Raw genomic sequence first — 17,625 nt, forward strand, 5'->3', positions numbered from 1 at the left:
CTGGATGAGACGACGATGGGTGGCGGTCGTGACCACGCTGGTCGTGACCACGCTGGTCGTGACCGGGAGCCTGCTCGGTACGGTGCCTGGGTGGGCGGCTGCCGCGCCCGTGCCGGACCTGCGGGCCGATGTCGACAGGGACGGCCGGATCGACCTCGTCGGGCCGGGCGATGAGGAAGGGGAGGAGAGGTGGACGCAGGCACGGGGCGCGGTCTTCCTCCCCAATCTCGACGACAGCGAGCGCCGGTGCACAGTCGATTCCGCCGAGCTGGACGAGCCCGGGCTGTGGGTCGATCAGCGGCTGGCCGCCTGTAACGACGCTGCGGATTCCCGGGTGAACGGGCAGGCGGACACCCATGATCTGGCCCGGATGCGTACGCTCCCGATGCCTGAGCTCAGCGGGTCCGCCCTCGGCCAGGTGCGCCTCAACGCCCCGGCGGCGGCCAAGGTGCGGATATTCGTCAGGCACGAGGGCGGGTACCGTCCGGTGCTGCCTGAAGGGCGCGGATGGCTGACGGCGGCCGAGTTGCGAGGCGGTGTCGAGTTCGCGCTGGAAGGACGCGACATCGTCCGCGACCCGGCGCTCTGGGACGGCCTGGCCATGGTGACGCTCACCGTGACAGACCATGGCCGGACCGGCGAGGATCGGGTCCAGTTGCGGGAGGCCCCGCTGCTGCTGCAGAACGATCTGCAACCGGCCGTCCGGGTGATCGCGGGCAGGCCGGGGAAGGGCCCCGGCTGGCCGACCGATGGGAGCCTGCCTCCCCTGCCGCCAGGCTTTCCTGGCGAGTGGTCACGCTTCGCCGGGTCGCTGCGCAAGGCCGCACGCACGGCTTCGCCGGAATTCATCGCCGGTACGGCCGGATACTGGAAGGACGTGTGGTGGCAGGACATCTTCGAGCCGATGACCGCGAGCATGCCGGGTCCGCGCGGCACACGGACCATGCGGGTGCTGGTCCGTTCCGCCAACCTGCTTGACCTGCCCGGCAAGGACGGCAAGACCCATCGGACACTTCGCCCGTCCGGCCGGTTGCTCTTTCGCCACCTCCGTGGCCCGGGCGTCGCGGTGGTGCAGGGATTCACCGACGTGAGCCGCGACCCGCTGACCGACCTGCGCAACGCGACCGGAAACATCGAATCGCTCCCGCCCTACGACGGCTATCCCAACGGCCGGATGGTCTACGGCTCCGGCGCGACCATGCGGCCGGACCCGGCGTTCATCCGCCTGCTGATCGGCCAGGGCCATCAGCCGCCGGTCGTCATCGACACCTCGTGGCTACTTGTCGGACACGCCGACGAGACCATGCACGTCATCCGGGCCGACAATGATCGAGGCTGGACGCTGATGGTGGCTGATCCGCGGCTGGCCGTACATCTGATGAAGCAGGCACAGGCACGCGGCGCCGGAGGCGCGCGCCTGCTGGGGGGCACCCGTTCGGGCGATCAGCCGACCATCGACCAGTACCTGGCCAACGATCGGGCGCTGGCCGCCAACGACGCGGCAGCCGGGCACATCGACCAGCAGATCGCGGTCATGCTCGCCGCAACCGGCCTGCGCGCCGCCGATCTGATCCGGGTGCCGGTTCTGTTCGCCAGGAACGATCATCTGCCGCTGCTTCGCGCCTTCACCCCTGCAATCCCCAACGGTCTCTCCCTGACCGAGCGGGACTTCGCCGCACCCGACCCACACGGGCCCGTCGTGGACGGCCGGGACCTGTTCCGGCGGGCGACCGAGCAGGCCCTGGCCTCCCGCCGGGTGCGAGTGAGCTGGGTGGAGGACTACTCCTGGGCGCACGCCGGAGGTGGCGAGGTGCACTGCACCACCAATGCTCTGCGGGCCATCGAACCCTGACGGTCCGTTCACGCAGACGTGGCGCCCGTACGAGCCCGCGCCGCCGTACCTTGCCGACGAGCCGATCGGCTGGGCACCGCGATGCCGAAGATGCCGAAGATGCCGAAGATGCCGAAGATGCCGAAGATGCCGAAGATGCCGAAGGCTCCGACCTGGTCGCCGGGCGCGCGCTGCTCTCGGTCGCCGTCGTCATCCGCTCCGAACTCGTCGGCCAGGAACCACAGCCAAGTCGCCCAGCCAACGGCTCGACGACAGTAGGGAGTCCGATCTTGCAAACCAGGAAGGGAGAAGCAGATGAACCTGCCGAACGTAGTTTTGCATCTGCCGGGGAGACCGCGGCATCCGCCATGAGCGGACGACGCGGCAGACGCGACGAGCCCCGTGATCGGATGGATCACGGGGCTCGATGTTTCCTCGTTCGTTCTCACGCCTGAAGCCGCGCGACCGGAACCGAGTGCGGACGGCATGGCGCCGGGACGCCGTCCATAGCACCGACCCCAAGCCCCGAGCTTCCCCGGTACCGATTTCTACCTTCCTGATCGAGTGGAGGGCGGGGCCCCCGATCCGGCGTTCACTCGGATGCCGATTCCCGCCGTCGCGGTCGTGATCCATGTCTAACGGGGGCGGAATTGTTCGGCAGGCCCTCCCGCCAGGGCGAACAAAAAGACTCAGCACACCTCGCGGTACGGCTCGCCGGGCAGATACTCCGCCTATTCGGCGCGGGCGAGGGATCGGCCGGCGGTCGCGCAACACAGGTGGCAGCAGTGGAATCCGCTGAGACCCCGGCGGCATGACGGAAGCCGCCGGGGTCGATCAGTTGGGTACCACTGCTGCCGTCGCTGGTCTCAGACGCCGCGATGCCGAAGTGATGTACCGGCGGGGCCGCGTCATCGATTTCGAGATCAGACGTCGTCCATGGTGCCGCGCCCATGGCAGGTGGTGACCGGATCCCCACCGCCCGTGCACCTCAGCCGGAACCAGTAGTAGCCCGTAAGAGGCGTGGTGTAGCGGCTCTGCGCATAGTCGTGGTTCGTCTGGACGAGATTCGTCCAGACGGCGTCCTTGCAGCCGGTGTTCGTTGTGCAGAACAGCCAGTCACCGTTGATGGTATTTCTGCTGTCGCCATAAGGAACCAGTGTCAGCGCGACGACCTCGCCCGCGGCGTAGTAGCGCGCTTCCGACGTGACGCTGTACTGCCCTCTTTCGATGATCCGGTTTGCGGGCACGTTCGCGGCAGCGGGTAAGGCGGTGAACATGACCAGGCCGATGATCATGCAGATGCCGGCCGTGATTCGTTTCAAGGCTTCCTCCTGTTTCGATTTCCGTGAGATCGGCGTGTCGTCCACTATCTGATTGAGGGCGTCAATGGCTGTCCAAAACTGCCTGCGCGGGGTAGGTGCCGGGGTCTGCGGGGCCGGCGGTCGCCAGAGCGGCGGCGGGCGGTGTCGCAGCCAGGGCCGGCCCGGTGGCGGCGGCCAGGGCGAGTGAGATGCGTGCCAGACGCATCAGTACCTGCCTTTCGTGAGGAGCCAGGGCGGCCTTGACGGCCGTCTTTCGCCCAGCGATGGACATGTGAGCCTTCCCCTTTGATCGGATGTGGCGGCGGGGCGTCGGGCCGGCGTTTGCCCGGATGCCGATCCCCGCCGTCGTGGTCGTGATCCATGTCTAACGGGGGCGGAATTGTTCGGCAGGCCCTCCCACCAGGGCAAACAAAAAGACTCAGCACACCTCGCGGTACGGCTCGCCGGGCAGATACTCCGCCCATTCCGTGCGGGTGAGGGATCGGCCGGCGATCGTACAGACCGCGGCGGCGGGGTCGCTCGGCAGGCTCATGTCCCATAGGCGGACGCTCCCGCCGGCGGTGCCGATGGCGACGGTCTTGCCGTCCGGGGCGAAGGTCAGCGCGGTCCCTGGAACGGCTGTCCCGCTCGCCATCGGCGCGCCGATCGGCCGGCCGGATTCAACATCCCACAGCCGGAGCTGCCCATCGCGGCCCGCGGTTAGCAGCGTCTTACCATCGGGGGTGAACGCCAGCCCCCACAGGGCGCCTCGGTGAGCGATCAGCGGCGCGCCGGTGGTCAGGCCAGAGGCCACGTCCCACAACTGGACGGCTCCGTCCGCTCTGGCGCCCGCCACGATCGTGCCGTCGGGACTGAACGCCAGTCTCCCGACACCGAATTCGCTTTCATTGAGCGGCGCGCCGATCGGGCGGCGGGTGACCATGTCCCACATCTGCATGACACCGGAGCCATCCACCGCGACCACAGTCCTGCCGTCCGGACTGAACGCGACCATGTAGATATCGGGCGAGACGAGCTCATGCAGATAGCCGACAGGGCGCCCGGTGACCGTGTCCCACCGCAAGATGACACCAAAATTGTCCGCGGCGACCACGCTCTTGCCGTCAGCACTGAATGCGATGTCCTTGATGTCCGCCAAAGACTGCCCGAAGCCCTGACGCAACGGAAGACCGATGGGGCGGAGGGTGGCCACATCCCAGAGCCGTACGGTCGCGTCGTCTCCGGCGCCGGCGATGGCCCGCCCGTCCGGGCTGAACACGATCGTCCGGACGGGGCCGGTATGGCCGGTGAGCTCTCCGAGGAAGCGGCGGGTGACCGGGTCCCATAGCCTGATCCGCCTCCCCGTGGCCGCCGCCAGCGTCCGTCCGTCCGAGCTGAACTCGATGCTGCCGAAATGACCGGTGTCGCCGCTGCTGTTGGCGCGACCGAAGGTCTGGGCGGGCGTGGGTAGATCGGCGATCGGGTGGCGGGTGGTGAGGTCCCACAGCCGGATGGCCGTGTCGTGGCCTCCGGTGACCAGCGTCTTGCCGTCCGGGCTGAAGGCCATCGCGCCGACTCTGCCTGCGTGTCCGGTTAGTGGGGCGCCGAGGGGGCGGAGGGTGGACGTGTCCCAGAGCTGGATCTGATGGTGAACCGGGCGTTCGGTGGGAACGAAGGAGGGCAGATCATCAGAGCTGCCGAAGGGCCCGGCGCCGCTGGTGGCCAGGGTCTTGCCGTCGGGGCTGAACGCCACCCAGGGGTCGGTGTTCTTGATCGGAGCGCCTATCCGCTGTCCGGTGGCGGTATTCCACAGGTTCACGGTCGCGCCGGCGGTGGCCAGGATGGTGCCATCCGGGCTGAACGTCACCTGTAGCCGGTAGCGGTCGCGGCCGAAACCGGTGTTAGGGATCGCGTCGCCGATGCGCCGCCCGTCGGCCGCCCGCCAGAGCCGGAACGCGTTCGTGTCCTCCGTGACCACGGTTGCGCCGTCGGGTGCGAACGTCGCCTCACCCACCGCCTGCCCGAACGGCCGGCCGCGTGCCCCTCCGGTTCTGGTGTCCCAGAGTCTGACCTTGTCGTCTGCGACGGCGGCCAGGGTGTCCCCGCGCCGGGTGAACACCAGCTGATCGATGTGGAGCCGGCGGCCGAAGTCGATGGGCTTGCCCGCGGGGCGGCCGGTGACGGTGTTCCACAGCCGGATTCCGCGCCCGTCGGTGGTGGCCACTACCGGCTGTGTGGGGTGGAAGGCCAGCTCGGTCACGCCGGGGCCGCCGGGCATGGGGCGGAGATGTCCGGTCGTGGTGTCCCACAGCCGTACGACGACGTCGTACGGGTTGGTGATGTCGTATTCCCAGGTGGCCATGGTGGTGCCGTCCCCGCTGAGCTCCCGCCGTGAATCCTTCACAGGCATGGTCGTGAGCAGCCGCCCGTCGGCGGCGCGCCACACGCGCACGACGTCGGCGTCTGCGCTGACGAGCCGCGCGCCGTCGGCGCTGAAGGCCACCATGTCGATCTCGCTGTCATGGCCGGTCAGCGCCATGCGCGGGAATCTCGCCGCGTGGTTCAGCATGCCCCGCCTTGCCTCGGCTGTTCGGTTGAGCCGCCAGGCGGCCACCGAGAGCAGGCCGGCGAGTGCCGGATCTGTGCTCGCCTGTCGCTCGGCGCGCATGGTGACCAGCCGCGACAGTTCTCTCTTCCTGCGCTGCTCGGCGTTGTGCTGCTCGGCGCGGGCCTGCTGCTCGGCCCTGGTCGCGGTCACCGTGCCGCCGGCCGCGACCGCCGTCAAGACGGCCAGCGCGATCGCCACGGCGCGTACCAGCCTGCGGCGCCGGGTCGCCGATCGGCGGGAGGCGTCCAGGAAGTCGTACTCCAGCGGAGTCAGATCCTCCCGGGTGGCCAGCAGCGGCGCGGCGGCGGCCAGGCGTGTCCCGCGATACAGGGCCCCCGGATCGCGGTCCAGATCAGACCAGGCGTGCGCGGCCTGGGTGAGCTGCCGCTGGATCCGCAGCCGGTCGCGTTCCTGTTCGATCCAGGTGGCCAGCCGCGGCCACGCGCTGAGCAGCGCCTCATGCGCGATCTCGACGGTGCCGGCGTCCAGGGTGAGCAGCCGGGCCCGGGCCAGCAGGTCGATCACCAGGCCGGTGTCGGGGGCGCCGGTGGGGTCCAGTTCGCCGCGGCGGGCGGGGCGGCGGGTGTCCGCGGTCCGATCACCCGGGCTGACCAGCCGCAGCAGCACCCGTTTGGCCTGGGCGGCCTGGGCGGGGGAAAGGCTCGTGTACACCTGCTCGGCGGTCGCCGCGATGGCTCCATTGATGCCGCCCGCCTGCAGATAGCCCTCCAGGGTGAGCATCTTGCCGCGGCGCCGCTTCCAGGTCTCCAGCAGCGCGTGCGACATCAGCGGCAACCCGCCCGGCTCGGTCCCGGCATCATCGATGACCCTGGCGGTCAGCGCCCGTTCCACCGTCAACCCGCGGGCGGCTGCGGGTTTGACGATCGCCGCGCGAAGCTCGTCACGGTCCATCGGCCCGACCAGCAGCGAGGCGTCTCGCAACGCCCCGGCCAGCCGCCGGTGCGCGGCGCAGTGCCCATAGAAATCGGCGCGCAGCGCGAGCACCACCCGCAACCCGGCACCCGGCTCCCGCGCGACCAGCAGCAGATCGATGAACGCGGCCCGCTCGGCCGGATCCGGGCAGAGGGTGAACACCTCCTCGAACTGGTCCACCAGCACCAGCGCCCGGTCATCGGCGGCGAGCCGGTCGGCGTGCGCTCGGAGCGGGTGCTCGCCGGGCGTCAGCACGCGTACGGCATCCAGCGGCTCGCCCAGCCCTCCCGCGCGCACCGCCGGGACCAGACCGGCGCGCAGCAGAGAGGACTTGCCGGATCCCGAGGAGCCGACCACCACCGCGAACCGCCGATCGCGTACCACGCCGAGCAGGTCACCGATCAGCCGGTCGCGGCCGAAGAACCGGTCACCGTCCGCCGTGCCGTAGGCCCGCAGGCCGACATACGGGGCGTCGGTATCGGTGCCGTTGACGGCAAAGCGTTGTTCTTCTTCGGCCGCGGCCTGCTGCCAGCGTTCGGCCCATTCCCGTTCGTCTCCGCCGCACGCCCGCACATAGGCCAAAGTCACCTCCAGCGAGGCCAGCCGCTCCCCGGCGGCGGCCTGGGAGAGCGTGGTCACCGAATAGCCCGCTCGCCCGGCCATCGCGCGGTAGGTGATGCCGCCGGCCTCTTGGCGCAGCTTGCGCAACTCGAACGCGAACCGCTGCACCGGCCCGGCGCCAGGGTCCAGGGGCGTTTCACGCCGGCCCATCTGCTGCCCCTTTCCCGATCGCATATGCCATTTTACGGTCCGTGGCCAGGCGAGCACCGGCCATGAAATGTCCAGGCGAAATCACGGAAACCCTCCCCGCTGGATGAACGAATAGACCCCCGTACTCATCCAGGAGACGACTCGGTGCCGATCGGCGCGACCCGAATTACGAAATTGCCACGTGCAGCTTGGAACATTTGACGAGGTACCTGGTTGACCAGGAACGGGAACGCGAGTGGCGTTGCCGCCGATCGGCGGGCAAGGAGCCGGGGCGACGAGGGCGGGTGCATCGCGGTCCGCCGGGCAATAGGGCGCGGCGAACGACCTTGCGATATCACCGGATCTGGTGCCCGGCACCTGGTGTCCTGGTGCTCGTGTGCACGGGACGGCGGGTCGCGGCGCAGCAGGTCGATCAAACCCACAGCGATTCGTCGGCCATCAGGACACGGTGGCTCGGTAACACGGCACTGGTGAGCATTGGCCGGTGCGAAGGGGCACACTACGAAACCGTCCAGGGTCACCGCGTGGGGCGAAATGGTGCCATGAGGAGTGGCACCTATTTTGGTGCTGTCCTATATCGCGCTCTTTTTCAGGTGGACGCCATCGCGAGAAACGCCCCGCCATAAGGGGGCGAACGGTTCGCGTGACGGCCGGAAACCTGCACCGCGCTGCCGCCTTGGGCGCACGTACGAACTCATAGAGGCTCTGGTGAAGGCGACAGTCGACCTGTCCTCGGACCAACAAGGCGTGAGCGAGTCGGTGACGGTGCGGTTCGCGGCGCTGTTCCAGCTCGCGTTCGACGAGGGCCTGCTGCGGATGGCGCATGCAGGGCAACGCCCCGCCTGACCCGGTCGCCGGGCAAGAAGAAGGGGCCCGGCAGAACCTGCCGAGCCCCCAGGCTCCATGCTCGGGTGCCCCGAGCCTGCGAGCCCTCAAGGTCACGGGGCCGGCGTGACCTCGATGGTCGCGTTCGGGCATCCCTCCGCCACGCGGGAGAGCGCCGCCTGCTCCTCGGCATCGGCGGCAAGGCCCCAGCGCAGCTTGACCGCCGTCCACTCGGTGACGTAGCGGCACAAGGCCGGGGCATGCGGCGGTATCCAGGTGGCCGGGTCCTGGTCGGCCTTTTGCCTGTTGGAGCGTGCGGTGACGGCGGCCAGGGCCCGCGGGTCGCCCAGATCGTCGGCGTACGCCTCGCGCCGGGCCGGGCGGGAGCGGTGGTCGCCGACGCTTGGGGGAGGGGCGCGGCCGTACCCGCCCCCCTCGCCGTCCCGCGCGGGCCGCCGATGCCGGCAACGCAGCGCCCAGGCCAACGTCCCGGTGGCGAGCCCGGTGAGAGGACGTCCGCCAGGGCCGGGAAGGTCGGCGCTGAGTGAAGATCAAGCGGGGGCCGGGTTAGCGTGGCGGGCCGGTCCACCGCTGCCCCTCGGGGAGATCCAGGCCGAACAGGTCGAGCACCCGCGCCACCACATGGGTCACCAGGTCGTCGATGGTCTTCGGCCGGTTGTAGAACGCCAGCATGGGAGGGGCCAAGATCGCGCCCATTCTTGTCATCTCCAGCATGTTGGACAGGTGGATCTCCGACAGGGGCAGCTCGCGGGGGACCAGGACCAGGCGGCGGCGTTCCTTGAGCGTGACGTCGGCGGCTCGTGGGATGAGGCCCTCGCCGTACCCGGAGCGGATGGCCGCCAGCGTCTTCATGCTGCACGGTGCGATGATCATGCCGTCCGTCCTGAAGGAGCCACTGGAGACAGGCGCGGACAGATCGCCGGGCGCGTGTACGTGGTCGGCCAGCGCGTGGACCTCCGCCACGGACAGGTCGCATTCCATCTTCAGTGTGGCCCGGCCCCACTTGCTCAGCACCAGGTGCGTCTCCACCCCCAGCCCCCGCAGCGCCTCCAGGAGCCGGACGCCGATCACCACGCCGGTGGCCCCGGTGATGCCGACCACGAGCCTCATGACGGGAAGCTCCGCCTGGTGGCCGCCCGCCCGAGGTAGGGGGTGGTGGCGTCCACATAGGTACGCCCCTCGCCGCCGCCGCGCGACCAGTCCGGCCGCTGGGAGGGGTCCATGCCCAGGGGGGTGAAGCCGGGCAGCGTGATCGCGTCCACGCCGAGGTTGCAACGCGTGGTCAGCGCCCACAGCACGTCCTCCGGGCAGGAGGGGTCCACGTCGTCGTCGGTGAACACGACGAGCTTGGTGAACGGGTGCGCGCGGAAGATCCGCTCGGCCAGGTCGCCCAGGCGGTGGTCGTCGGCCTGGCCGCGCTTGCGCACCGTGACCACCAGCGTCAGCATCCCGCCGCCCGCCGGGCCGTAGTGCAGTCCGGCGATGATCGGATCCGGCACGGACAGCGCGACCGACAGGGCTCCGGCCAGGCCGAGGATGATCGACTGCTCCCTGCCGGGCCCGATGACGGCCTGGAAGATCGGCCGCCGGCGGGCCGCCATGCCGGTGACGGTGATGACGGGCAGGCCGGGACGGGCCGAGCCGTCGTAGCCGAGGAACTCCGGCAGCGACACCCCCAGCCCGCCGCCCGGCGGAGACTTGCTCCGCTGTGGCGTTCCCGGCTCGCCGGCGAGGGCTTCGTCGGCGCGTTCCTCCGTCAGCGCTCCCTCCAGGACGATCTCCGCCTGCGCGGGCGCCCGCCCCGCGATCGCGAGCGGTTCGCCCGCCAGCGCTCCTGCCATGGCCGCTTTGGTGACGCCGGGCGGCAGGAACCGGCTGCCCAGCGCCGAGGCGACCATGACGGCGGGCGGCACGCCCAGGGCGATCGTGACGGGCAGCCGTCCGGCGCTTTCGTGCAGGGCGCGCAGGAGACGGCCCGGCACCATCCAGACGGCCAGCCGGTCGGGGCCGAGGATGAGCATGCGGTGCACCGACATCGCCTCGGCGGCGTGGATCACCCCTGTGGTGAGGTACGGGCCCGCGTCGCGCGGGGTGGCGACGAGGGCCGGGAGTTCGGTCAGGTCCACGCCGGGCAGCGGCTCGTGCCGGGCGGGGGCCTGGACGGGCGTATGGGCGCGGGCGACCAGGTCCCGGGCCGTTTCGGCGGTGATGTGCCGGGGCAGGCCGGGCAGCCAGCCCCGGACCCGGTTCTCGTCGCCGTACAGGCCCAGGAGGACCGGCAGCCGCGAGCCGGTCACGTTCCGGTACAGGACCGCCTCCTCGGGAACCGCCCGGGAGGAGGCGGGCACGCCGGCGTGGTGCGCCGCATAGTGCGCGGCCACCTCCGTGGGCTTCAGCGGCTTGTCGTGGACGTGGTACCGGAGCGTGGCCAGGGCCGCACGCATCGAGATCACGACCGCTCCCTCCTTGCGCCGGCGTCGTACCCCTGGGCGGTGGTCTCGCGGCGCAGGTCGGTGAGCCAGCCGTCCAGGTTGGCCGAGCGCAGGAGCGCGGTGCCCACCAGGAGGCCGCGATAGCCCGCCGCCAGCAGGTCGGCCGCCTCCCCCGGCGTGGCGATGCCGCTCGCACTGACCGGGCACAGCGTGCCCGTGTCCAGTGCCGCGGGCAGCAGCGCCAGGCTCCGGGCGAGATCGGGCGTACCGGCCTCGCGCCTGTCGATGTCCTTGTTGTTGACGGCCACCACGCACCGCTCTCCGTGCACCACCATGGCGGCCTCGGCCGCGTCGGCGATCTCGACGAACGGGGTGAGCCCGTGCGTCAGCGCGGCCTCCGTCAGCGCGGCCAGTGTCTCGGCGGTGAGCACGCGGGCGGTGAGCAGCACGGCCGCGGCGCCCAGTTCCCTGGCCCTGGTCACGGCGGCGCGGCCGGCGATGAGGTCCTTCTGCAGCACGGGCAGGCCAGTACGTGCGGTGACCTCGGCGAGCATGCCGGGGTGGCCGCCGAACCAGCGGCCGGTGACCACCGACAGGCAGGCGGCGCCCGCGCGCTCGTAGCGGTCCGCGAGTTCGGCGGGGGTGCGGCCGGCCAGGAGGTCCCGCCCGGCGGAATCCCTGGGTTTGATCTCCATGATGACCGGCGTGGGGGCGGCCAGGAGCGCCTCGGCGAATCTCATGCCGGCTCCTTCGCCGTCCACCGGCGCAGCGCGGCCACCCGCACCGGATCCAGGTGCCCGCGCTCGTCGCGCGCCCCGTGATCCACGTCCACCCCCGCCATCAGCGAATGCCGGGGAAAGCCCACCGGGCGCGGGTCCACGGGGTCCCCCGCCGGCGACGGCGCAGGATCGTCAGCGGTGAGGCCGCCGGCCAGCAGGAAAGGCACGGTCAGCGCGTCGCCCAGCTCGGCGACCGCCGCCGGGTCCAGGCGCCGCCCGGTGCTGCCGAGCCTGCCGTCGTCCGACACGGCGTCCAGCAGGAAGAAGTCCACGCCCGCGCGGGCGTACGCGGGCAGCAGCGGCCGTTCCTGGCACTCCCGCCCGCGTACGTGAAGCGCCTTGACGATCATGCGGCCCTCGCCGCTCAGCGCGCGAACCAGGGCGGGCGGCTGGTAGCCGTGCAGTTGCACCCACTCCACGCCGCTCACCGCCAGGACCTGCGCCAGCACGGCCGGGTCCGCCAGGAACGTGACCAGCACGGGGACGACGCCCTCCGCCCGCGCCCGTTCCGCCAGTCCGGCCAGCCGTTCGAGGGACAGCTCGGCCGGGCCGCCGGTGCCGTGCCACAGGCCCACCAGGTCCACCCCGAGCCGGGCCAGGAGCGCCACGTCACCGGCGGTACGCGCCCCGCAGACCTTCAGCATCATCTGCCGGGCACCGAGGGAAGCCGGTCCAGAGCGGCACGCACCCGCTCCGCGTCCATGCCGTCGTCGCGCAGGTCCCCGGCCAGGTACGCCTCGTACGCCGACAGGTCGAAGTGCCCGTGCCCGGACAGCCCGAACACGATCGTCTCCGCCACTCCCTCCCGCTTGCACCGCAGGGCCTCCCGCATGGCCACCTCGATCGCATGGGTGGACTCGGGCGCGGGGACGATGCCCTCGGCCCTGGCGAAGCGCAGCCCGGCGGCGAAGCAGGCGGTCTGCGGCACCGCCACCGCCTCGGCGAGCCCGCGTTCCAGCAGTGCGCTGACCAGCGGTGCCATGCCGTGGTAGCGCAGCCCGCCGGCGTGCATCGGCGGCGGGACGAAGGAGTGGCCCAGCGTGTGCATCCGCAGCAGCGGGGTGAGCTGCGCGGTGTCGCCGAAGTCGTAGGTGAGCCGGCCCGCGGTCATGGTCGGGCAGGAGGCCGGTTCCGCGGCGACGATGCGCGGGGCCCTGGCGCCCGTGGTCAGATGCTCGCGCAGGAACGGGAAGGCCAGCCCGCCCAGGTTGCTGCCGCCGCCCGCGCACGCGATCACCACGTCGGCCCGCTCGCCCGCCAGGTCGAGCTGGGCCATGGCCTCCTGGCCGATGACGGTCTGGTGGAGCAGGACGTGGTTGAGGACGCTGCCGCCCGCGTACATCGTCTCGGGGTCGCCTGCCGCCACCTCGACGGCCTCGGAGGTGGCGATGCCCAGGCTGCCGGGGCAGTCGGGGTCCTCGGCCAGGATCGCCGCCCCGGCCTTGGTCTCGGGGCTGGGGCTCGGCACGCACTGCGCGCCGTAGCTCTGCATGAGCAGCCTGCGATACGGCTTGTGGTGGTAGCTGACCTTGACCATGAAGACGCGCACGTCCAGCCCGAACAGCGCGCCCGCCAGCGCCAGCGCGGACCCCCACTGCCCGGCCCCGGTCTCGGTGACCAGGCGGCGGGTGCCCGCCTCGCGGTTGTAGTGGGCCTGCGCGATGGCCGTGTTCGGCTTGTGGCTGCCGGCCGGGCTGACGCCCTCGTACTTGTAGTAGATGCGGGCGGGGGTGTCCAGCTCGCGTTCGAGGCGGTGCGCGCGGATGAGCGGGGAGGGCCGCCAGCGGGCGTAGACGGCGCGTACCGGCTCGGGGATCTCGATCTCCCGTTCCCTGCTGAGCTCCTGCTCGGCGAGGGCACGCGGCATGATCGGGGTCAGGTCGGCGACGGTCAGGGGCTCACCGGTGCCCGGGTGCAACAGGGGCTGCAGGCCCGGGAGGTCGGCGGCGATGTTGTACCAGGAACGCGGCAGGTCCTCGGGGTCCAGCAGGTAGCAGGTCTGGTCGGTCACCATGATCTCCGGTTGTCAGTTCCCGACGGTGGTCGGGGCGGGGGCCGGTACGTCGGCGGTGAGCGAGCCCGGCACGAGGGTGGTCCCGTCGGCGAACACGCCCGGGTGGGCGGCGCGCAGGCCGTCGATCAGCATCCGGTAGGGCAGGTCGGAGTGGACGCCCCGGTTGCGCACGATCTCCATGTGGCGCCGGTTGTGCTGGTCGAAGGGGTGGTAGACGCTGTCGGACAGGCCGTCGAACTCCAGCGGCGTCATGCCGTACAGGCGGCACAGGAGCTTGTTGAACACCGGTGTCGCCTTCACCCAGCGGCCTTCCAGGTTCACCGAGGTCAGGCAGTGGTAGTGGAAGACGTCGCCGCCGATGAGCTTGATGAGCCGTTCGGAGGCGAGGTGGTTGCGCACGTCCACGAGGACCAGGCGGCTAGGGGTGCCGAGCGCGCGCAGCGCGGCCCCGTAGAGCACGGACTTGTGCACGCACATCCCCGATCCCGCGTGCAGGACCTGGCTGGCGCGCAGGCCCTCCTGCGACAGGTCGGCGCCGTAGATCTCGTACCGGATGCCGTCGCGTACCTGGTAGTACAGGCTCACGGCCCGCTCGCGCGGGGTCCGGCCGGTCGCCTGCTCGGCGAAGGAGCGCACGTCGGGATGGTCGTGGTCGAGGAAATAGGTGGCTTGCAGTGTGGTGCTCGTCAACGCTGTTCCCCTCTGTTGCGGTACGGGAGGCCGAGCAGGCTCGCCACCCGGTTGCGCTGGATGTCGGAGGTGCCGGAGTAGATGACCCCGCCCACGGCGTCCCGCAGGTCCTTCTCCAGCCCGAACTCGGCCATGTAGCCGTTGCCGCCGAAGATCTGTACGGCGGTGAGCGCGGAGGCGAGGTTGGCCTCCGACACCACCAGCTTGGTGATCGCGAGATCGGACGTGACGTCCTCGCCCGCCGCGAAGCGCAGCGCGGTGTCGTGCAGCCACTTGGCGGACGTCTCGACCCCGATCTTCATCTCGACGATCTTGTGGGCGACGGCCTGGAAGCCGCCGATGGGCCGCCCGAACTGCATCCTGGTCTTGGCGTAGTCCAGGCAGCGTTCCAGCCGGTGCCGCATCTCGCCCAGGTTGATGCTGAAGGAGCAGAGAATCTCCCACGTCATCACGTGGTCCATGATGAGCAGGCCCGCGCCCGGCCGGCCGATCAGCCGGTCGGCCGGCACCCGCACCCCGTCCAGCGCCAGTTCGGCCGTCGGCGAGGTCTTCAACCCCATCTTGGCCAGCGGGCGGCCTACGCTCAACCCCGGCGCGTCCCGCTCGACGAGGAACACGCTGACGCCGAGCGGGCCCGCGCCCGGACGGGTGCGCGCGTACACGGTGAACAGGTCGGCGACCGGGGCGTTGCTCACGAACGTCTTGGCGCCCGTCAGCACCCAATGGTCGCCGTCCCGTTCGGCGCGGGTGGTCATGGACATGGCGTCCGAGCCGTGGTCGGGCTCGCTGATCGCGTGCGCGCCGATCGTAGTGCCCGCGCAGATGCCCGGCAGGTAACGTTCCTTCAGCCGGTCCCCGCCGAAGCGCCACAGGGCGATCCCGCCACCGACCAGATGGGTGGCGGCGGAGAAGGCAAGGCCGCCGTCGCGGCAGCCGAACCCGAGGCCCTCCAGGATGTGCGCGGTGGCCGGGAGGTCCTGGTCGAGGCCGCCGTACTCGGCGGGGAACGGCAGCCCGAACAGGCCGGCCTCGGCCAGCAGCTTCCATTTCTCGTGGGAAAAGACGCCGCGCCTGTCCCGGTCGAGCGCCTCATCGTTGAGCGCCCCCAGCAGCGGCTTCAAGCCGTCGCGCAGCGCCTGCCAGTCCGGTTCCATCAGTACTGTGAGAATCCGGTGCCGTCGAGCTTGTGGGTCTCGTCGCCTGTCAGCGCGGGCGAGAAGACGCACACCAGACGCAGGTCCTCGTCCGGCGACGCGCACAGGTAGTGGGCCTCGTCCTGGTCCAATGCGTACATGGTGCCCGGCTCGATGGTGTGCGCGTTGCCGTCCACGTCGATGACCTCGCCGCGGCCCTCGATGCAGTAGCACGCCTCCAGGTGCTGGGGGTATTTCAGCGGTGAGCTGGTCCCCGCCCGCACGATGGTGTCGGTCAGGCTGTAGCCCATACCGTCGGTCGCCAGTAGGAAACGCCTGCTCAGACCGTTGCCCCACTCCACGGACTTCACCTCTTTGAGGTGCCTCACGATCATCTGGTGCTCTCCGGATCGGTTGCCGTTGCGGTTGAACGAAGGGTGGACAGGTAGTGGTCCAGCCGGGCGGCGACGTTCCCGCCGGAGGACCGCGCGGTCTCGGCGCGGGCCACGAAGGCGCTGCCGACGATCACCGCGTCGGCGCCCGCCCGGTGCAGCGCGACGACGTCGGCGCGCTCCCGTACGCCGAATCCGACGGCGACCGGCGGGCCCTCACGCGGCTCCGAGACGACGGGGGCGCCTGGCGGGCCGCCGCCCAGTTCCGCGATGACGGGGGCGAGCGCGGCGTAGTCCCGCGGCACACCGCTGCGGCCGTAGCCGGCGACCAGGTAAAGGTAGGCCGTGCCGTGTTCGACGGCCCACCGCCGGGTCCGCGCGTCGGAGGCCGGGTAACAGGTGGTGACGATCGGCAGGCCCGCGCGGGCCGCCGACTCGTGGAAGTCCCGCTTCAGCCGGGGCGGCAGGCCGTGCGGCAGCAGCGCGTCGGCACCGCTGTCGCGTACCGCGGCCAGGAAACCGGGCAGCGGCTCGGGGCGGATCGTGCAGGACCAGTCGGCCAGCAGCGCGATGCGCGTGCACCGCAGCCGGGGGCGGATCTCACGGACGAACGCCAGCGTCGCGGCGAGGTCGGTGCCGTGTTCCAGCGCGCGCCGGGCCGAGGCCCTGATCACCTCGCCGTCCGTGGGAGAGCCGGGGAACGGTACCGCCAGTTCCAGGCACTCCACGCCGCGTTCGTCGAGCATGGCGGCGACCTCGGTCAGCACGGGCCAGGGCAGGTCCCCGGCGTTGAGGAACACCGCCAGCCCGGGCTCACCGTCGGGACGCCCGGTGAAGAAGCCCCTCCGGTCGATCCGCGGGACGGTCATGATCGCAGTTCCTTCAGCAGTGCGGCGGCGCGGCCGGTGACGATCGCGCCCCGGGCGGCCTCAAGGGCGGTGGGCCAGCCGTCCGCCCTGCCCGCGGCCAGCACCAGGGCGGCGGCGTTGAGCGCGACCGTGTCGACGGCGGGGCGCGGGGCCGAGCCGTCGAGCAGGCCGACGAAGTGCGCGGTCAGGTCGGCGTCGTCGCCGACGGGAGTGAGGTCGGCGAGATCGCCCCCGCCCAGGACGGGTGGGTCCGGGAGCGGGAGGCCCAGGCGTCCGCCGGTGCCGGCGGACGGAGGTCGCGGGCGTTCGCCGCCGGTGTCGATCGTGTTGGTGGTGAAGGCGAGCAGTTCGTCCACCCCCGGCTCGTTGTGACACAGCCACACGCGTCCGTGCGTGCCGGGGTCGGCGGCGGCCCGCAGCACGGGCACCAGGGACCGGTCGGCCACCCCCACCAGCCGCGCGGCGACGGGCACGCTCGCCAGCAGCGGCCCGAGCAGGTTGAACACGCGCCCGATGCGCCGGATGTCCAGCGGCAGCAGCGCGGTGGCCAGCCGTCTCAGCGCCTCCGGATAGACGTACGGGCCCGCGAAGGCGATGCCGTGCCGTCCCAGCAGGTCCGCGGTCTCGGCGGGCGACCGGGTCAGCCGTACGCCGAGCCGTTCCAGCAGGTCGAAGGAGCCGTGCCTGCTGGTGTACGCCCGCGAGCCGGTCTTGATGACCCGTACCCCGGCGGCGGCGGCGACCAGGGCGGCGGCCGTGGAGATGTTGAAGGTGCGCGGTCCGCCGCCCGTGCCGACGATATTGACCGCGTCCGTCCCCGGCGGGGAGACCGGCTCGCCGGACAGGGAGGCGACCAGGGCGCGGGCCGTGCCGGGATCGAGCGGGCGGGCGGACAGCACCGCGACCACCCCGGCCAGTTCGCCCTGCCCGGCCTCGCGGCGGCGGACCCGGTCCCACAGCTCGCTCCACGGTCCGGGATCGTCCGCCGCCTGCCCCGATACCAGCGTGGCGAGGAGGTCGGACATG

16 protein-coding genes are annotated in these 17,625 nt (G+C 71.3%); 2 read left to right on the forward strand and 14 right to left on the reverse strand.

All coding sequences use genetic code 11. The annotated features are described in order from the left end of the window. The first annotated feature begins 4 nt into the window (after nucleotides 1-4). The gene (locus tag ACH34R_RS35020; RefSeq protein ID WP_397565847.1) at nucleotides 5-1,852 is read left to right on the forward strand and encodes a protein-arginine deiminase family protein; all 1,848 of its coding nucleotides are present in this window, start codon (nucleotides 5-7) and stop codon (nucleotides 1,850-1,852) included. 8 nt (nucleotides 1,853-1,860) lie between these two features. Here ACH34R_RS35020 and ACH34R_RS35025 read toward each other — a convergent pair whose 3' ends face one another. The 3 genes from ACH34R_RS35025 to ACH34R_RS35035 form a co-directional block, all read right to left on the reverse strand. Then, nucleotides 1,861-2,250 carry a hypothetical protein gene (locus tag ACH34R_RS35025; RefSeq protein ID WP_397565848.1) on the reverse strand — a complete coding sequence of 130 codons (390 nt, stop codon included), beginning with the start codon at nucleotides 2,248-2,250 and terminating at the stop codon, nucleotides 1,861-1,863. A gap of 504 nt (nucleotides 2,251-2,754) precedes the next feature. Then, on the reverse strand, nucleotides 2,755-3,198 hold the full coding sequence (locus tag ACH34R_RS35030; protein WP_397565849.1) for a hypothetical protein: 444 nt from the start codon (nucleotides 3,196-3,198) through the stop codon (nucleotides 2,755-2,757). A 373-nt stretch (nucleotides 3,199-3,571) separates the two neighbouring features. After that, nucleotides 3,572-7,444: a hypothetical protein gene (locus ACH34R_RS35035; protein WP_397565850.1), complete on the reverse strand. Its 3,873-nt coding sequence runs from the start codon at nucleotides 7,442-7,444 to the stop codon at nucleotides 3,572-3,574. A gap of 708 nt (nucleotides 7,445-8,152) precedes the next feature. On the opposite strand from ACH34R_RS35035, the gene ACH34R_RS35040 reads away from it, so the two are divergent. Next, nucleotides 8,153-8,290 carry a hypothetical protein gene (locus ACH34R_RS35040; protein ID WP_397565851.1) on the forward strand — a complete coding sequence of 46 codons (138 nt, stop codon included), beginning with the start codon at nucleotides 8,153-8,155 and terminating at the stop codon, nucleotides 8,288-8,290. A gap of 92 nt (nucleotides 8,291-8,382) precedes the next feature. Here the strand turns inward: ACH34R_RS35040 and ACH34R_RS35045 are convergent, their stop codons facing one another. From ACH34R_RS35045 to ACH34R_RS35095, 11 genes are all read right to left on the reverse strand, one after another. Further along, the gene (locus ACH34R_RS35045; RefSeq protein ID WP_397565852.1) at nucleotides 8,383-8,754 is read right to left on the reverse strand and encodes a hypothetical protein; all 372 of its coding nucleotides are present in this window, start codon (nucleotides 8,752-8,754) and stop codon (nucleotides 8,383-8,385) included. Nucleotides 8,755-8,836: 82 nt separating this feature from the next. Next, nucleotides 8,837-9,400 (reverse strand): UbiX family flavin prenyltransferase, encoded by a 564-nt coding sequence (locus ACH34R_RS35050; protein ID WP_397565853.1) that lies wholly within the window; start codon nucleotides 9,398-9,400, stop codon nucleotides 8,837-8,839. Beyond that, the gene (locus ACH34R_RS35055) at nucleotides 9,397-10,734 is read right to left on the reverse strand and encodes a UbiD family decarboxylase domain-containing protein (protein ID WP_397565892.1); all 1,338 of its coding nucleotides are present in this window, start codon (nucleotides 10,732-10,734) and stop codon (nucleotides 9,397-9,399) included. Before ACH34R_RS35055 ends, ACH34R_RS35050 begins: the two co-directional genes overlap by 4 nt. A 5-nt stretch (nucleotides 10,735-10,739) precedes the next feature. Then, nucleotides 10,740-11,462: an indole-3-glycerol-phosphate synthase gene (locus ACH34R_RS35060; RefSeq protein WP_397565854.1), complete on the reverse strand. Its 723-nt coding sequence runs from the start codon at nucleotides 11,460-11,462 to the stop codon at nucleotides 10,740-10,742. Beyond that, nucleotides 11,459-12,148, reverse strand: coding sequence for an N-(5'-phosphoribosyl)anthranilate isomerase (locus ACH34R_RS35065; RefSeq protein ID WP_397565855.1), 690 nt, complete (start codon nucleotides 12,146-12,148; stop codon nucleotides 11,459-11,461). Before ACH34R_RS35065 ends, ACH34R_RS35060 begins: the two co-directional genes overlap by 4 nt. Then, nucleotides 12,145-13,515 carry a TrpB-like pyridoxal phosphate-dependent enzyme gene (locus tag ACH34R_RS35070; RefSeq protein ID WP_397565856.1) on the reverse strand — a complete coding sequence of 457 codons (1,371 nt, stop codon included), beginning with the start codon at nucleotides 13,513-13,515 and terminating at the stop codon, nucleotides 12,145-12,147. The genes ACH34R_RS35065 and ACH34R_RS35070 overlap by 4 nt, the downstream gene beginning before the upstream one ends. A 12-nt stretch (nucleotides 13,516-13,527) precedes the next feature. Continuing rightward, nucleotides 13,528-14,205 carry a transglutaminase family protein gene (locus ACH34R_RS35075; RefSeq protein ID WP_397565857.1) on the reverse strand — a complete coding sequence of 226 codons (678 nt, stop codon included), beginning with the start codon at nucleotides 14,203-14,205 and terminating at the stop codon, nucleotides 13,528-13,530. Then, the gene (locus tag ACH34R_RS35080) at nucleotides 14,202-15,359 is read right to left on the reverse strand and encodes an acyl-CoA dehydrogenase family protein (protein WP_397565858.1); all 1,158 of its coding nucleotides are present in this window, start codon (nucleotides 15,357-15,359) and stop codon (nucleotides 14,202-14,204) included. Before ACH34R_RS35080 ends, ACH34R_RS35075 begins: the two co-directional genes overlap by 4 nt. After that, nucleotides 15,359-15,733, reverse strand: a complete 375-nt coding sequence (locus ACH34R_RS35085; protein ID WP_397565859.1) for an ectoine synthase — start codon at nucleotides 15,731-15,733, stop codon at nucleotides 15,359-15,361. The genes ACH34R_RS35080 and ACH34R_RS35085 overlap by 1 nt, the downstream gene beginning before the upstream one ends. Beyond that, complete coding sequence (trpA, locus tag ACH34R_RS35090) at nucleotides 15,730-16,599, reverse strand: tryptophan synthase subunit alpha (protein WP_397565860.1); 870 nt, start codon at nucleotides 16,597-16,599, stop codon at nucleotides 15,730-15,732. Before trpA ends, ACH34R_RS35085 begins: the two co-directional genes overlap by 4 nt. Next, on the reverse strand, nucleotides 16,596-17,624 hold the full coding sequence (locus ACH34R_RS35095) for an anthranilate phosphoribosyltransferase (protein ID WP_397565861.1): 1,029 nt from the start codon (nucleotides 17,622-17,624) through the stop codon (nucleotides 16,596-16,598). The genes trpA and ACH34R_RS35095 overlap by 4 nt, the downstream gene beginning before the upstream one ends. Nucleotide 17,625: the final 1 nt, after the last annotated feature.

This window comes from Spongiactinospora sp. 9N601 (genome assembly GCF_044326295.1).
Classification (GTDB): Bacteria; Actinomycetota; Actinomycetes; order Streptosporangiales; family Streptosporangiaceae; genus Spongiactinospora; species Spongiactinospora gelatinilytica.

Bases quoted from the DNA above. Each gene is read 5' to 3' on its own strand.
- ACH34R_RS35070 (WP_397565856.1), bottom strand. From the start codon at position 13,515: ATGGTGACCGACCAGACCTGCTACCTGCTGGACCCCGAGGACCTGCCG.
- ACH34R_RS35095 (WP_397565861.1), bottom strand. From the start codon at position 17,624: ATGTCCGACCTCCTCGCCACGCTGGTATCGGGGCAGGCGGCGGACGAT.
- ACH34R_RS35035 (WP_397565850.1), bottom strand. From the start codon at position 7,444: ATGGGCCGGCGTGAAACGCCCCTGGACCCTGGCGCCGGGCCGGTGCAG.
- ACH34R_RS35020 (WP_397565847.1), top strand. From the start codon at position 5: ATGAGACGACGATGGGTGGCGGTCGTGACCACGCTGGTCGTGACCACG.
- trpA (WP_397565860.1), bottom strand. From the start codon at position 16,599: ATGACCGTCCCGCGGATCGACCGGAGGGGCTTCTTCACCGGGCGTCCC.
- ACH34R_RS35080 (WP_397565858.1), bottom strand. From the start codon at position 15,359: ATGGAACCGGACTGGCAGGCGCTGCGCGACGGCTTGAAGCCGCTGCTG.
- ACH34R_RS35050 (WP_397565853.1), bottom strand. From the start codon at position 9,400: ATGAGGCTCGTGGTCGGCATCACCGGGGCCACCGGCGTGGTGATCGGC.
- ACH34R_RS35085 (WP_397565859.1), bottom strand. From the start codon at position 15,733: ATGATCGTGAGGCACCTCAAAGAGGTGAAGTCCGTGGAGTGGGGCAAC.
- ACH34R_RS35055 (WP_397565892.1), bottom strand. From the start codon at position 10,734: ATGCGTGCGGCCCTGGCCACGCTCCGGTACCACGTCCACGACAAGCCG.
- ACH34R_RS35060 (WP_397565854.1), bottom strand. From the start codon at position 11,462: ATGAGATTCGCCGAGGCGCTCCTGGCCGCCCCCACGCCGGTCATCATG.
- ACH34R_RS35065 (WP_397565855.1), bottom strand. From the start codon at position 12,148: ATGATGCTGAAGGTCTGCGGGGCGCGTACCGCCGGTGACGTGGCGCTC.